The 13,759-nt window shown below is 51.1% G+C and carries 9 protein-coding genes and 3 pseudogenes; 4 read left to right on the top strand and 8 right to left on the bottom strand.

From position 1 onward, the window contains the following. Nucleotides 1–381: 381 nt before the first annotated feature. Together E5180_RS03135 and E5180_RS03130 are read right to left on the bottom strand one after the other, a co-directional pair. Nucleotides 382–804, bottom strand: a complete 423-nt coding sequence (locus tag E5180_RS03135) for a GFA family protein (protein WP_138923116.1) — start codon at nucleotides 802–804, stop codon at nucleotides 382–384. Between the two features lie 360 nt (nucleotides 805–1,164). After that, nucleotides 1,165–2,199: an IS110 family transposase gene (locus E5180_RS03130; protein WP_138923115.1), complete on the bottom strand. Its 1,035-nt coding sequence runs from the start codon at nucleotides 2,197–2,199 to the stop codon at nucleotides 1,165–1,167. Between the two features lie 443 nt (nucleotides 2,200–2,642). On the opposite strand from E5180_RS03130, the pseudogene E5180_RS15870 reads away from it, so the two are divergent. Next, nucleotides 2,643–3,622, top strand: a pseudogene (locus E5180_RS15870) (IS3 family transposase); the annotation flags it as partial. Between the two features lie 31 nt (nucleotides 3,623–3,653). Here the strand turns inward: E5180_RS15870 and E5180_RS03115 are convergent. Further along, nucleotides 3,654–4,813, bottom strand: a protein-coding gene (locus E5180_RS03115; protein WP_138922942.1) for an IS3 family transposase whose coding sequence is annotated in 2 segments (ribosomal slippage) — nucleotides 3,654–4,564 and nucleotides 4,564–4,813 — 1,161 coding nt in all. Because the reading frame shifts where the segments join, the coding sequence is not laid out codon by codon here. Between the two features lie 75 nt (nucleotides 4,814–4,888). Between E5180_RS03115 and E5180_RS16025 the strand changes: the two are divergent. Together E5180_RS16025 and E5180_RS03105 are read left to right on the top strand one after the other, a co-directional pair. Beyond that, nucleotides 4,889–4,996: pseudogene (locus E5180_RS16025) on the top strand (integrase core domain-containing protein); the annotation flags it as partial. Between the two features lie 69 nt (nucleotides 4,997–5,065). Continuing rightward, a pseudogene (locus tag E5180_RS03105) lies at nucleotides 5,066–5,374 on the top strand (CIA30 family protein); the annotation flags it as partial. 347 nt (nucleotides 5,375–5,721) lie between these two features. Here the strand turns inward: E5180_RS03105 and E5180_RS03100 are convergent. The 3 genes from E5180_RS03100 to E5180_RS03090 all read right to left on the bottom strand — a co-directional run bounded on the left by E5180_RS03100 (nucleotide 5,722) and on the right by E5180_RS03090 (nucleotide 8,323). Then, nucleotides 5,722–6,993, bottom strand: coding sequence for a Y-family DNA polymerase (locus E5180_RS03100; RefSeq protein ID WP_138923113.1), 1,272 nt, complete (start codon nucleotides 6,991–6,993; stop codon nucleotides 5,722–5,724). After that, complete coding sequence (locus E5180_RS03095) at nucleotides 6,990–7,424, bottom strand: LexA family protein (RefSeq protein WP_138923112.1); 435 nt, start codon at nucleotides 7,422–7,424, stop codon at nucleotides 6,990–6,992. Before E5180_RS03095 ends, E5180_RS03100 begins: the two co-directional genes overlap by 4 nt. Before the next feature lie 176 nt (nucleotides 7,425–7,600). Continuing rightward, nucleotides 7,601–8,323: a hypothetical protein gene (locus E5180_RS03090; protein WP_138923111.1), complete on the bottom strand. Its 723-nt coding sequence runs from the start codon at nucleotides 8,321–8,323 to the stop codon at nucleotides 7,601–7,603. A 298-nt stretch (nucleotides 8,324–8,621) separates the two neighbouring features. On the opposite strand from E5180_RS03090, the gene E5180_RS03085 reads away from it, so the two are divergent. Then, nucleotides 8,622–11,921, top strand: a complete 3,300-nt coding sequence (locus E5180_RS03085) for a metallophosphoesterase (protein WP_171048888.1) — start codon at nucleotides 8,622–8,624, stop codon at nucleotides 11,919–11,921. Between the two features lie 195 nt (nucleotides 11,922–12,116). Here the strand turns inward: E5180_RS03085 and E5180_RS03080 are convergent, their stop codons facing one another. Beyond that, entirely contained in the window at nucleotides 12,117–13,031 is a 915-nt protein-coding gene (locus tag E5180_RS03080) for an SMP-30/gluconolactonase/LRE family protein (protein ID WP_138923109.1), read from the bottom strand. A 218-nt stretch (nucleotides 13,032–13,249) separates the two neighbouring features. After that, nucleotides 13,250–13,738 carry a MarR family transcriptional regulator gene (locus tag E5180_RS16020; RefSeq protein WP_138923108.1) on the bottom strand — a complete coding sequence of 163 codons (489 nt, stop codon included), beginning with the start codon at nucleotides 13,736–13,738 and terminating at the stop codon, nucleotides 13,250–13,252. Nucleotides 13,739–13,759: the final 21 nt, after the last annotated feature.

The following is a 13,759-nucleotide window of genomic DNA, read 5'->3' as shown; positions in this document are numbered from 1 at the left end:
AGGAGCGTTGCAGAGATATTTTCACATCTGTTGGCATTTGGCGGTCTCAGGATCCGATCTAGGGAATACATTCGGGTAAAGGCTCGCATCTTGCCCATCGTGGCTAAGGTCAGCAACAAACCCGTTATGATCGATGCTACACTTTTCGCAAACCTCAGCGTCGCTGAGCAAAGTTAGCCTTCTGAGCAAGGAATAACCGCTTTTTACGCCCAGATGATAGCGCCGGCGATAACGCCCTAGAAAGCGCCGGCGATAACGCCCTAGAAAGCGCCGCTTATTCCAGAAAAGGTCATGTCGCTTGCGACTATCACAAACGTCGGCGCTGGCGTCTCTAATTGGGTGGGTTTCGTGAATGCAGCCGAAAGTGAGCCATATTGGTACTTAGCCCTCAGGTTTCCAATCAGGCTGGGTTGCAAATGAGACGACCTCTTTTCCGAGTTGATCCCAATGGGGTTTGTCGCGCTCAAATATGACAACCTCAACGTCCAATCCACTGGCATCGTCCATCGTGCCAAGCGTGAACGTCAGATGATCTTCTAATCGGGTATTCTTTCCATAAACTGGACTACCGCAATTCGAGCAAAAGGCCTTAGTAACCTCTGAATCCTTTCCGGATGAGTACTTGAATTCGCTCAGTTTTCCGCTCACGCTCACGGCCTCTGACTTGAACATGGCACCTACTGTATGACCTGTTCCGCTTAGGCGGCGACACTCTTCACAATGACATTGCGCAACGACGATTGGCCGCCCTTCAGCAATATATGTGACTTCGCCGCAAAGGCATTTCCCAAGGTATTTTATCATGGGTCGAATACTACAGAGCCAACCAAGTTGCGCAACCACGCAACCGCTCCACAAAGGACCGCTTGTTGAACGGATCACCGCAGTGCTGGGGCACAAGGCGAACGGCAGCTTCTCTAATTGGGTGTTTGGGTCAAGCTCATTTTCCTTCTTTCTTTCGGGTCTTTGTCACTCATCCGGGTCACGCTTCTCTTCGCAGTCTGGTTGATGCCGTGATGGCACCGCTGCACGCATATGTCGGATCGGACGTGGAGAGCCTTGCTTTGAGACGCGCTTCAAGATGCGCAGCAGACATTTTCGGCTTTTCCCACGAACCTCGTCCGGTGAGGGACGACCCCGTCAGGTTGGTGATGGCGTTTTAGATCATGCTTTGCCTCCCACCTGATCCTGACGGAATTCCGTGCCATCAATCCACATCCGGTGGAGCAAGACGGCGAGTTTGCGTGCGACAGCCACAACGGCGCGGCGACGTCCCTTGGTGCGCATCAACCGCATGCCCCACGATTTGATCTGAGACCCGGCCATCGTTCGCATGAGCAAAGCGTTGGCCGCGGCGTACAAAGTTGCGCGGACGTCTCTGTCCCCCGCTTTCGATATGCGGCCAGGATTGTCGTGCTCACCAGACTGGTATCGTCGCGGTGTCAGCCCAAAATGCGCGCCAACAGTGCGAGATCGTTTGAAGCGCGTCGGATCGTCCACAGCGGCTTTGAAAGTCAGGGATGCAATCGGACCAACGCCTGGGACCGTCATCATCCGCATGCACACCTCATCATTACTGGCAGCGCGTTTGACGCGCCGATCCAGTTCCAGAAAGTGCTGATACAAAACCACACGTGCGTCCAAGAGTGGCACCAAAGCGTGGGTCAGAACTTCATCCATCTCGATCAACGGTCGCACGACACCGTCAAAACTGCCGTGCTTCACGGTCATGGGCAGGCGAATGCCAAAGATCTTCAACAGCCCACGAACCTCATTGGCGAGGTCCATCGTCTTCTTCAAAAGCGCTTTGCGGGTGCTCAGCAATGCACGGACGCCATGCGCTTCGCGGCTCTTCATGTGAACAGGGCTGAACCAACCGGTGCGCAGTACTTGCGCGATGCCGCGTGCGTCATTTTTGTCTGTCTTGTTGCGCATTGCCGACAGCGCTGCATTCACCTGACGTGCTTCCATGCAGACAACGTCAAAACCTTCCGCTTTCAGGCCATGGAACAGATGCTGGCTCATGGTGCCGGCTTCAAAACCAACCCGTTCAATCGGATGGGGAAACGTTCCAAGATACTCAGCGATGTCGCTGACCTCGCATGGCAGCTCTCGCTCAAGCAATACCTTTCCCTTGCCATCAACAATGCAAAGCGCACAGGATCGCAGCGACACGTCTATTCCGGCAAAATATTCCATTTCTCATCTCCCTTGTTCACAGTAATCCTGTGATCTCATCGGGAGCTCGACCTCAGAACAGAGGCCAGCCCAATTACGTATGCTTTGGGCCGTTCGCGACATATTACCATCTCCCAGTGTAACAAAAATAGCTCCCGTTTCACCCGTTATAATTCAAGCGAAGGCCTGGTGCCTTCCAGCGCGCGCCATAAAGACATCCCGTTCCTGAAGCCGTAATCCATGCATCGCTCATACCCTCACCGCCAAAGCAAATGTTTGTGGTATAAATGTTTGTGGTATAGGGGTCCCCCTCCACCTCGACGAATTCGACTTCGCCGCTTTCGGGGCACACAATGCTGATCCCGCCCCTATATTAGCCGGCTCCTGAACGCTGACGGCATTGACCTGAGCCCCTAAAACTCCTCCAAATTTGTGTAGAGTCCGCCCAACAAAAGGACGGACAAATGAAGGCGAGATTTACGGACGAACAGATCATAGCGATGATCAAGGAACAGGAATCTGGCGAGAAGACTGCCGATGTATGTCGGCGGCATGGGATCAGTTCAGCGACGTTCTACAAATACAAATCGAAGTACGGCGGCATGGAGCCGTCTGACGCGAAGCGGCTGCGAGCGTTGGAAGACGAGAACGGTAAGCTGAAGAAGCTACTGGCCGAACAGATGTTGGACAACGCCATGCTGCGAGACATCAATTCAAAAAAGTGGTGACGCCCGTAGCGAAGCGGAAAGCTGTGGTTCACTTGATGGAAGTTCATCAGGTCAGTCAGCGACGGGCGTGCGATGTGCTGCAAGTTGATCGGTCATCGGTGCGGTATCTGTCGCGTCGTGGTGATGATGCTGAACTGCGAGATGCTATCAAACGGGTTTCGCGAGAACGGCGACGGTTTGGTTGTCGTCGTGTCCACGTGATGATTGCGCAGGAGGGTTTTGTCGTGAACCACAAAAAGGTCAGGCGCATTTACGTCGAAGAGAAGCTTCAGGTACGCCGTAGAGGTGGCCGAAAGCGTGCTTTGGGCACAAGGAAGCCAATGGTGCTGCCGGATGGCCCGAACCAACGCTGGAGCTTGGACTTCGTGTCAGACGCGCTGACAGACGGGCGCAGGTTTCGCATCTTGGCAGTCGTCGATGACTTCAGTCGTGAGAACTTGGTTCTGGTTGCTGATACATCGCTGTCCGGACACCGGGTTGCTCGTGAACTGGACAAGGTGATCGCAGAACGAGGCATGCCGAAGACAATAGTTTCAGACAACGGAACTGAGTTCACCAGTATGGCGATCCTCAAATGGGTTCAAGACACGGGTATCGATTGGCATTACATCGCGCCTGGAAAACCCCAGCAGAATGGCTTTATCGAAAGCTTCAACGGCAAGCTACGAGACGAATGTCTCAACGAAACGTTGTTTGGAACACTGGGTGACGCCCGCGAAACTGACCTGCCCCCCGAGGCTCCCTCATTCATAACGAGAGTTTGCGGGTCTGGGTTTCATATTCTTCGTCGTCAGTTTGGGCAAGCGCGTCTTGCGCGGAGCCCTCAAATTGCTCAAGCGCTCGACGAGCTTCTGCCGGTGTTTGGTTCCCAAGCGATGAGTGCGGCCTGACGTTGTTGTAGTCGTATCGCCAGAGTGCCAGCTTGCGACGGGCGTCATCCAACGTATCGAAGATTTCCTCATTCAACAGCTCGTCGCGCAGGCTGCCATTGAAGCTTTCTATGAAGCCATTCTGCTGGGGTTTGCCGGGGTCGATGTAATGCCAATCAACGTCGTTATCACCGGCCCATTTTAGGATCGCACGACTGGTAAACTCCGTGCCGTTATCACTGACAATGCAGGCAGGCTTTCCATAAATACGGACAAGCGCGTCAAGTTCCCGCGCGACACGAGCGCCCGAGATGCTGGTGTCAGCCACCAAGCAGAGGTTCTCGCGGCAACAATCGTCGTTTACAGCCAGCATGCGGAACTTGCGTGACGCGCCGAACGTATCCGACACAAAATCTAAGGACCAACGCTCGCCAGGACGCAAAGCAACCGGCATTGGTGTCCGCGAGCCACGCGCACGCTTGCGGCCCCTGCGCCGTCTAACGCCCAGCTTTTCTTCAGTATAAAGGCGATACAGTTTCTTGTGGTTCATGATCCTTCCCTTGCGTTCCAGCAGCACACCGATCCGGCGGTAGCCAAAGCGCCGTCGCTTGCTGGCAATCGCTTTCATCTCTTCGCGAACTTCTGGATTATCCGGTGACTGATCGCGCCGGACGGTCTTGGGATCGACACCGACAAGCCTGCACGCCCGGCGCTGCGAGATATCATGGTCTCGCATTGCCTTGCGTGCTGCGGCCCGTCGCACATTCGGTGTCGTCAGTTCTTTCCCAGCAAATCCTTCAACACAACATTGTCCAACATCGTGTCCGCCAGAAGGCGCTTCAGCTTGGCGTTCTCATCCTCCAGCGATCTAAGGCGATGAGTATCAGAAACGTTCATGCCACCATATTTGGCTTTGAACTTGTAGAACGACGCGGGACTCAAGCCATGCCTGCGGCACACCTCTGCCGTCGGCATGCCAGCTTCCTGTTCTTTGATCATTCCGATAATTTGGGCTTCAGTAAAACGGCTCTGTCGCATCTGTTTGCTCCTTCGAAGGTTGAGCAAACTCTACATTAAACTGAGGGAAGTTTCGGGGGGCAGGTCAAAACGCTTGAAGAATGGCAGGAGGATTACAACTGGCGCAGACCACATTCAGCATTGGGCAACCTGACACCGATGGAATTTTTGCAGAGAAAGACAATGGACAAGATGGCGGCTTAACGCCAAAGATTTAACTCCAAGGACTCCGCTCAAAGCTGGAGGGAACTTGGGGCTCAGGTCAACCTTTGCGAAGATGGTTCAGATGTCGATGCAAGCGCGATGGACGGCATCGAGATTGAGGTATGGGGTGATGGAGACACCTACGACGTTCGGCTCCGCACAGCACAATTAACCAAATCGTGGCAATCTTTTCGCACTGATTTTGTTGCCCAACCACGCTGGCAGAAGATCAGGGCTCCCTTTTCTTCACTTGTGTCGCATCGGGTAGAAGCGGTATTTGACCCAATGTGCCTTAGGCGAATTGGGATATTGGCGATAGGAAGCGAACGGTCCGCTTACATCGCAGTATCGCACATTGGATTTTATTCAGCCAATTGAGTATATATTCTACGCTATTCTGCTAAGCTGAATTCGCAGTTCAGATCGCTACAATCCGCCTCAGCTTCGATCAAGCTGGCGGCAAACCATTCATACAACCCCAGTCTCAATCTAACCAACTTGCCTTGCTATATCGGCAACGGATATTCTGCGACTGAAGCCGCTTGTGTCCAAAGCTCGGCTTGTGCATGCTCATCAGGAACTTGTTTCAATATCGAATATGCAATGCGTAAGCTAAGTGTCTTTGCGATATCACTGCATTCGTTGGCGGCTGGCTCGAAGCGAACAACCAGCCTAAACCCAGCCCTTCGCAGAACGATCTAAACCTTTTGGACAAGTTCGCCCGGCTACCGCACCACCGGTAGATCTTCCATTCGCGTGGTATAGCGCGGGCTTCGATGATCTGCGCGAAGTCGCCACGTCTGCTCCATACCTTCGCTTGCAAGAACGATTGTCTTCTTCCCGAACCGATCATTCACCTCATCTAAAGCCTTCATCAAAGCCGGTGATTTCGGACGGGCTTGGTCGAAGAGCGTTTGAGGGCGATCTTCAAACCGCACCAGATCATTCAGCATAATGCCGGCCTTGGTGAAGCCAAAGGTTTCGGTATCTGACTTTGGCCAGCCAGCTTCAGCGCAGCGTCGAGCAGCTTCAACGAGATCCAAAGTATCCGACGACATCGGTGTCATGCGGGTTGTTCTGGATGCTGCATACTGAGGACGATCTGGCCGGTGCTTATTGGTGTGAAAGAACACAGTCAGCGTACCAGCAACCAAGCCGTGCTGGCGTAGCTTTTCAGCGCCCCGTGATGCGTGCGCAGTGATCGCTTGGAACAGCGTGTCGAAGTCTGTCATCGGAGTGCCTGCGGACCGCGTTACAGCCATACCTTTGCGCTGTGGCTCTACGTCTTCAAAGGCGAGGCAGGCCTCACCCTGTAGCTCCAACACGATCCTCTCCAGCACCACAGTGCCGACAGCCCGGGCTTGCCGAATTGGCAGATCACGAAGATCAGCTGCCGTGTGTACACCCAGGGCCTTCAACTTGTCGGTGGTCTTTCGACCAACGCCCCAGATGTCCCCGACGGGCACGCGTGGCAGCAGCCAGCTTGCAAGGCTCTCATCCATCATATCCAAGACCCCTGCAAAGATGGGGTTCTTCTTGGCGATATCATTTGCGCATTTCGCAAGTGTCTTGGTCGGTGCGATGCCGATGCGTACTGGCACCCCTACCCTCCTTAGAACCGCTGCACGCAGTGCCATGGCATGTGCAGTGCGGTCTTTGAACCCGACAAAGTCGAGGAAGCACTCATCGATGGAATAGATCTCGACGTTTGGCGTAAAGTCTTCATAGACCTCAACCACCCGACGAGAGATGTCGCCATAGAGGGTGTAGTTGGAGCTGAAAACCCGGATACCATGGGCTTCGACTTTATCGCGGATGTGATGCAGCGGAGTGCCCATCTTGATCCCCAAGGCTTTGGCCTCGTCACTGCGCGCTATGGCGCAGCCGTCGTTATTGGATAGCACGATCACCGGGACGTTCTTTAGCGTTGGATCGAATATGCGCTCAGCGCTCACATAGAAGTTCGCGCTGTCACTGATGGCAATAGGCCGTTTCATGCCAAGTCGTAACGCCGGACAACACCAGCGATGACGCCCCAGATCTCGCTATCCTCTGTCAATTCGACGTCGGGGAACTGCTCCTGGCTATTCGCAGGCGCGAGGTAGTACCTGTCACCTCTTTTACGCAGGATCTTTGCTGTGACAGCACCCTCCACTACGGCCAGCACGGCTCGCCCAATGCGGCGCTTGCCAGCACGGTCTACAGCGATGATGTCACCATCACGTATCCCAGCGTCCCAGAGGCAGTCCCCTTCCACGCGCCACCAAAAAGTCGATGCAGGATGTCTAACCACCCATGCCATAGGGTCGATCTCATCTTCGAGGTCGTCTCCAGCTGGCGAAGGAAAACCTGCGCTGACTGGTGTGCTGACAATTCGAACAGGTTGGGAAGGCATGTGGACGGGTTCATCAACTGGGTAAACGGGCATAGAAATCCTAACTGTTCGCTATTTGTTCTCAATCGGCGATTCACCTGCCCGATGTCAAGTTTGGTTTGGGGCAATGCGGACAGGAGACTGGCATCAGAACGAACCGAGTTTGCAAACTCAACGATGGAGGATAGCGCCCTAAGCCCCTGCCGTGCTTACAGAATGTGAAGAGCACCTCACTGCAAGAGTACCGATTGAAGCATATCGTCAGTGTCTAACTTCAAAACACTGCGCCAGAGAGGGCTTTTAAACACGTGGACAGCGCGCATTTCCAAGCCCTGCTCTTGGGACGACATCAGCAGTCCGGCCCATTCAAGCGGTCGCAAAACGCAGGCCTTGAAGGCGTATGTGTCCCGCTTGGCAGCATTGCGGTCACTCTCCGGTTCAACATAGAACTTTTGGTATAAGGCAACGTCGCTGATGCCGTGATCGGCCTCTACGTTGATCACATTCATCCAGACATCCCAATTCCCGAAGGGTTGGTCATCAAAGCGCGCATAAGAGGTGTGATCGACCTCGTGTACAAAATACGGGATCAATTCGACAAATAAGCGCCCGGGGGATTGGGCCAACTCTTTGCCACGCTTGGTGAGCCGGAACTCATCTTTGAAGTGGCGACCCAGGCGTAATTCGATCAGCAGGAAGTGCAGCACTTCGAGCGGAGCGAAGTCGGCTTCATTGACCACCTTATGATAACGGAATACCTCATCCGCACCTTCTCCGGGCCAGTCAAAATTCTGTACAGCCCAATGCACGAAGGTACGCTTGAACGCCTTGGTTTTAGTGATCCCTATCGATCCGTGTTCTTGCGTATATTGCAAGGTTAGAAGAGCTGCACGTAGCAGCGGTGACTGTAAAAGGTCGGGATGGTCGTCAGCGAGGGTTTGGTATTCGATCATATCCGAAATGTTTCACACACCGAACCGATGTGCCATGATATTCGCATTAGTTGAATTGTTAGGAAACAATGGCAGGCGACTTTGGACAGTAAACCAATGCAGCTGGGTGGGAAAACTCTACTTACGTCGCGCGCTGAAAGGGCGGAATGCGGGCATTCGCTGCGTATGCGAATATATATAGAGGCATACAGTCGCGACAGTTTTCTGCCAAACCATCCCTTTAAGGCCATCATTCCCTTGAAAGGAAATAGCTTTGCAATCAGGGTGCGTGCATTGTCGCACTAAGGAGTATCGCATTTTGACTGATTCAACCGGTTTTCGTTGGCTACATTTTAGCGACATACACGTAGGTGCTAGTGGTTTGGAAGATATGTGGCCACGCTTCAAAACCCTATTACTGGATGATCTTGAAAATCTGCAAAATCGTACTGGTCCAATTGATCTCGTAGTGTTTTCAGGTGACCTTGTACAGTTTGGTGCGGCTAGTGAGTTCGAAGCTTTTGACGAAATTTTGCGCGATATTCTGGACCACATAGACCAGTTTCAAGATAGGCCTCAAGTCTTGACGGTCCCTGGAAACCATGACTTACAGCGCCCGAAATCAAGCTCGGCTGAGGCCATTGCACTCTCACAATATTGGAAAAACGATGCGTTAAGAGGGGAATTTTGGGCTGAAGGATCTCAATACCGTACTTTTATAGGCCAGTGTTTTGAACAGTTTATGGTTTGGAGAAGTAATGCCATCTCAGAAGGCTTACATTTGGAGCCAGAGAAGATTGGTCTATTGCCGGGCGACGCCTCATACATATTTAAGAAAAAGGACACCCAAGTTGGCATCGCTGCGCTTAACTCGACTTGGTTGCAACTCGGTGGTGGTGACTATGAAGGTGAATTGCACGTTGATGCCAAACAATTACTAGCGATTACAGATCGAGATCCAGATGCTTGGGCGAGTAAAAATGACATAAACCTTATTGTTACTCACCAACCACCTAGTTGGTTGAATGCAGGAGGCTCAACCACATGGGAAAATGATGTTAACCCTTCCGGTCGATTCGACCTGCATCTGTTCGGGCACATGCACGAACCTACAGCTAGGACGATTACGATCGGCGGTAGTAGCCCGAGGAGGGAGCTACAAGCCGCGTCTTTGTTTGGCCTTCAAACCTTTGGTGGGGGCGAAATTGATCGAATTCAAGGATATTCCAACAACGAAATTTCATCTCAGGCAACTAGTAAGAAATTCCAATGTTGGCCTCGCCGCTTAACAAAAGTCAGTGATGGTAGCCTCAAGCTAAAGCCAGACTTTACGTTGGATCTTGATGAATATACAAATAGTTTCTCTTTTGATTATCAAGATTCGAAGAAACCGCGGCCATTGGCGTTGGTGGCCGATCCTAATGTTAAAGCCGAAGAACAGGCAGTTTCACTCAATGTTGATAGCAAATTTGATATGGATTTGCTTCGACAGCAATCACCAGAGTCTACAAGCGCCCATAAGAGAATTCGAGCTTTGGAAAGAAGCACCTGCATTGAATTCTTAAAGAGCGATCGCGTGCTTTGGGTGGCTTCAGATTGGGGAATGGGGCTCGACGGCTTTCTGTCTTCCATCATTGAAGACGTTGATGCCACAATTAAGGACATTTATTATGTAAATTTGTCGGATTTTTCAAGTAGAGAAGCATTTCTCGAAAGTTTCAAAATTCAATTTGGAACTACATTTCCAGATATGTGTGAGGCCCTATCTGATGCCGGGAAGTGTATTTTGGTCCTCAATGATATTGAGGTTACGCTTCAAAGCCCCATCGAAGGAAGCGTACTTCTTGACGTAGAGGATATTGCTCAAACGATCCGAGACTATGCACCTGAAGCATTCGTTGTCTTACGGTGCAGGAAACCGCCCAAATCCGTAACATTCCGGATTATTACGCTTAAGCCACTCGATGAGCCTGATCTAGCTATCTACGTCAAGGAAAGTGAACTTGGCAGTGAGACTTATAGTAAACCCGCCAACGCATCGATCTTGTTCCGTCACACAGATGGTGTTCCCGGCCGGATTGATTCTGCTTTACGGGATCTAGAATACATGTCTATCGGAGAGTTGGTTGCGGTTGACCCAGACTATTCGGACAGCCAAGTTGTTGGTGGTTCGGTACCATCAGGATTAGTAGCTGCGGTATCAGACTTACAGGGTGCGGAAGATCGAAACACTGGCAGAGCATTTCAGTTGTTGCTTGCACTTTCTGCACTGCCAAGGGGCGAACAATTAGCTACCCTCAAACGATTTCTGGGCCCCCATCCATTTGGCCCAGTCCACGCTCGCATCTTGCATGAAAGATCTTTAATCGACACCAGCACTCTAGTGCAGCTGGATGGTATACAAGAAGCGTCCACTTTTAAAACACTATCGGTCCCAAGACCTGTGCGAGAATACATCCGAGAAATCACAGATGCTGAGAAAGCTAAACAAATTGACGTGGGCGCACTCAATCTCTTTTTCGGAAATGATTGGAAATCCGGAAATATAGAAAAGTCTCAGATCGCCAGACGAGTGGCTCTAGCAGTATGCGGGGACCATGAGATTGTTAATGCAAATACGCTCATTTATCGCGCCCTAAACAGGGCACTTGAATTAGACGAGGACGAGGAAATTAGAGCGGCGACGGCATTGGCTTCAGCATTTATTGGAAAACTCATCGATGGGGATCATTTTAGAAGTGCTAGCAGACTTTGCGAGGATATTTTGAGTTTATTAGGTAAAGGTTCGGATCTAGTCTCAGAGGTTAACTTTCTCAAATATGCACACGCAAGGTCGCTTCGAATGACCGGGCAGCATATCGATGCAAAGGTGCTATTTGAAGATCTAGACTATGATTTGCTCAACCGACCACAAAAGCAGTTAGCTAAGTTGAGCTATGCTCTCTGCTTGGACAGCATGGATGAGACAGCAGATGCAATTCAAGCCGCAAAGGACGTGATAAAAATATCGAAACACACCAATCAAGCATTGCATGCAGAAGTTATCATCGCTGAGCAAACCGTCGATGAAGAGAAGAAATTGCTTCAGCTAAATAGGCTGTTACGGAAGGCGGAGAAAAAGAAGAGTTCCGTTATTGCTAGCAACATTCAGCTAACCATTGCGGATCTAGCGCGAAAAAATGGCAATGATTCTGTATCGCTTCTTCGAAAGGCCCTGGAACAATCGATCTTGAAGGGTGATCATTATACAGCCGCTCGCTCAGTTGTAGACTTGGCGACCCATACTGCGCAAATTAGTGATTTAAATGATATGGAACGAGCGCGACTAGTTGAAGCATATCACTATCTATACAATGAACGTCTCTTTACTTTGTTTGACCGTTGTCACGCGGCTCTTTGGCGAGTGTTTGATGACAAAGGTGAAACTACAAACCTCTTGAACTTGTTCCGCCACAGCTCATTCATATGGCGACTAAATGGAAGACAAGAGCGGGAAAAAAAATACCTCCAAATGTTGTTGGACAAAACCCAAATGATTGCAAAAGTCATTACCGGACGCGACGGCGTCTACTTCACCGTTCGGGTTGGAGTCGTCTTGGGTGGAACCGTCTCACGCTAGATTGTGTGTCGGCGCAGATCGCCAACGACGTTCAGTACCACCTGTTTGCAGTTCAATGGTTTGATCCATCGAATGGACCATCACCCCCCGTTTTGGGGTGGGCTGCACTGCCGCATTTCGGTCCTCAGCGAATGTCCGGTTTGGGCCGTTTGCGACACAATACCATCTCGCAGTGAAATCAAGATAGCTCCCTTTTCACCCGTTATAATTCAAACGGAGGCCTGGTGACTTCCATCTCGCATGATAAAGACATCCGGTTCCTGAAGCCGTAATCCATGCATCGCTCATGTCCTCTCCGCCAAAGCAAATGTTTGTGGTATAGGGGTCCCCCTCCACCTCGACGAACTCGACTTCGCCGCTTTCGGGGCACACTATGCTGATACCGCCGCGCATCAGCGTTGCGACGCATATCTTACCATCCGCCTGAACAGCCAAGCTATCGAGCAGCTGGTAGTCAGGCAGCGTTGCAACCAGTCTACCGGGCATATCGAATGATAGCGGTCCAATTTCTCCTGGCGCGACAAGGTCGAAGCTCCATATTCGACTGGTCCTCGTTTCAGCGACGTAAACCGTGCTGTTGTCTGGGGAAAGCCCAATTCCATTAGGTGTGATCATCGGTGAATGAACCCGAGCTATATGACTGCCGTCAGTCTTGGCATAGTAAAAAGCACCGTGATGCACATAGGTTGATGTCGACTTGCCAAGATCTGTGAAGTAGAAGCCTCCATTCGCATCGAAGACTATATCATTTGGCCCTCTGAGCGGCTGACCTTCACAGCTCTCATAAATCGTTTCGAAAGAGCCGTTACTAGGATCCACTCGTTGGATTGACCCTCCTTTATAGCCCTCTGGAGTTCCAATCGGACGCCTGATGCCATCTGTCTCGGTCCAAACAAAGCCGCCGTTATTGCAGACATATATCATACCGTCAGGACCGACGGCGGCACCGTTTGGCCCTCCCCCGAGCTTTGCGATAACATCGATCTTACCCTCGGGGTCTACGCGAGATAGTGTCTGACCCCGGATTTCGACTAAAATGACCGTGCCGTCAGCCATAGCTATTGGTCCCTCGGGAAAGTCTAGACCCTCGCAAACTTTAGTAAGCTTCATATTAAATCGCCCTTTTTACAAGTTTTTTGCATTTATTAACGGGTAATAAAACTCAGATAATTAACGGGTATGCGAGTTCTACGCTGTCATCTTGATAGAGAAATTCCACACGCCGTTTATTGAAAGGCCAGGCACGACCCCTAGTAATCCCGACACGGATACCGATCAAAATGTGCGGCTCTAAACCCTAAATCATTTTCGCATATCACTTCTTTGCTTCACGACCTTAATTCCCGTTGCCAAGGCCTTCCGTCAGTCGATACCAATTTCTCAGACGTATTGTGTGTAAGGATACGATCTATCATACTTAGGAAATTCTGTTGCTCATCACTGGCCAACGGCGAGAGCATATTCTGAATAGCGTCTTCAATAAGGGGCGCGGCATCGGTGATAGCTACTTTGCCGGACGAAGTTATAAACGCTACACGAGATCGTTTATCTCTTATCCCGACTTCTCGTTTGACCATACCGTGCTTTACAAGCCGCTTCACTACGTCGGCGACAGTTGAGGCATCTAAACCAGCTCGCGATGCAATGCTCGTTTGCTCAACTCCGGGCTCCATATCGATTATCACAAGGATCGTATATTGGATCGGCGTCAAGTTAACGTGCTGCAAGCAATCCAGGAAAACGGCAACTGATAACTGGTGTAAACGCCGAATTTGGTACCCCGGCGTTCGAATTCTTGCCCACGATTTTTTGTCCATCAAACTTTCGATTCAGGTTAA

The organism is Sulfitobacter sp. BSw21498 (assembly GCF_006064855.1).
Classification (GTDB): domain Bacteria; phylum Pseudomonadota; class Alphaproteobacteria; order Rhodobacterales; family Rhodobacteraceae; genus Sulfitobacter.
The sequence above is the reverse complement of the archived record's forward strand: the minus strand, read 5'-3'. Positions and strand labels throughout refer to the sequence as shown.

Excerpts from the sequence above, each read along its gene's own strand:
- E5180_RS03135 (WP_138923116.1), bottom strand. The coding sequence starts at position 804 with ATGATAAAATACCTTGGGAAATGCCTTTGCGGCGAAGTCACATATATT.
- E5180_RS03130 (WP_138923115.1), bottom strand. The coding sequence starts at position 2,199 with ATGGAATATTTTGCCGGAATAGACGTGTCGCTGCGATCCTGTGCGCTT.
- E5180_RS03100 (WP_138923113.1), bottom strand. The coding sequence starts at position 6,993 with ATGAAACGGCCTATTGCCATCAGTGACAGCGCGAACTTCTATGTGAGC.
- E5180_RS03095 (WP_138923112.1), bottom strand. The coding sequence starts at position 7,424 with ATGCCCGTTTACCCAGTTGATGAACCCGTCCACATGCCTTCCCAACCT.
- E5180_RS03090 (WP_138923111.1), bottom strand. The coding sequence starts at position 8,323 with ATGATCGAATACCAAACCCTCGCTGACGACCATCCCGACCTTTTACAG.
- E5180_RS03080 (WP_138923109.1), bottom strand. The coding sequence starts at position 13,031 with ATGAAGCTTACTAAAGTTTGCGAGGGTCTAGACTTTCCCGAGGGACCA.
- E5180_RS16020 (WP_138923108.1), bottom strand. The coding sequence starts at position 13,738 with ATGGACAAAAAATCGTGGGCAAGAATTCGAACGCCGGGGTACCAAATT.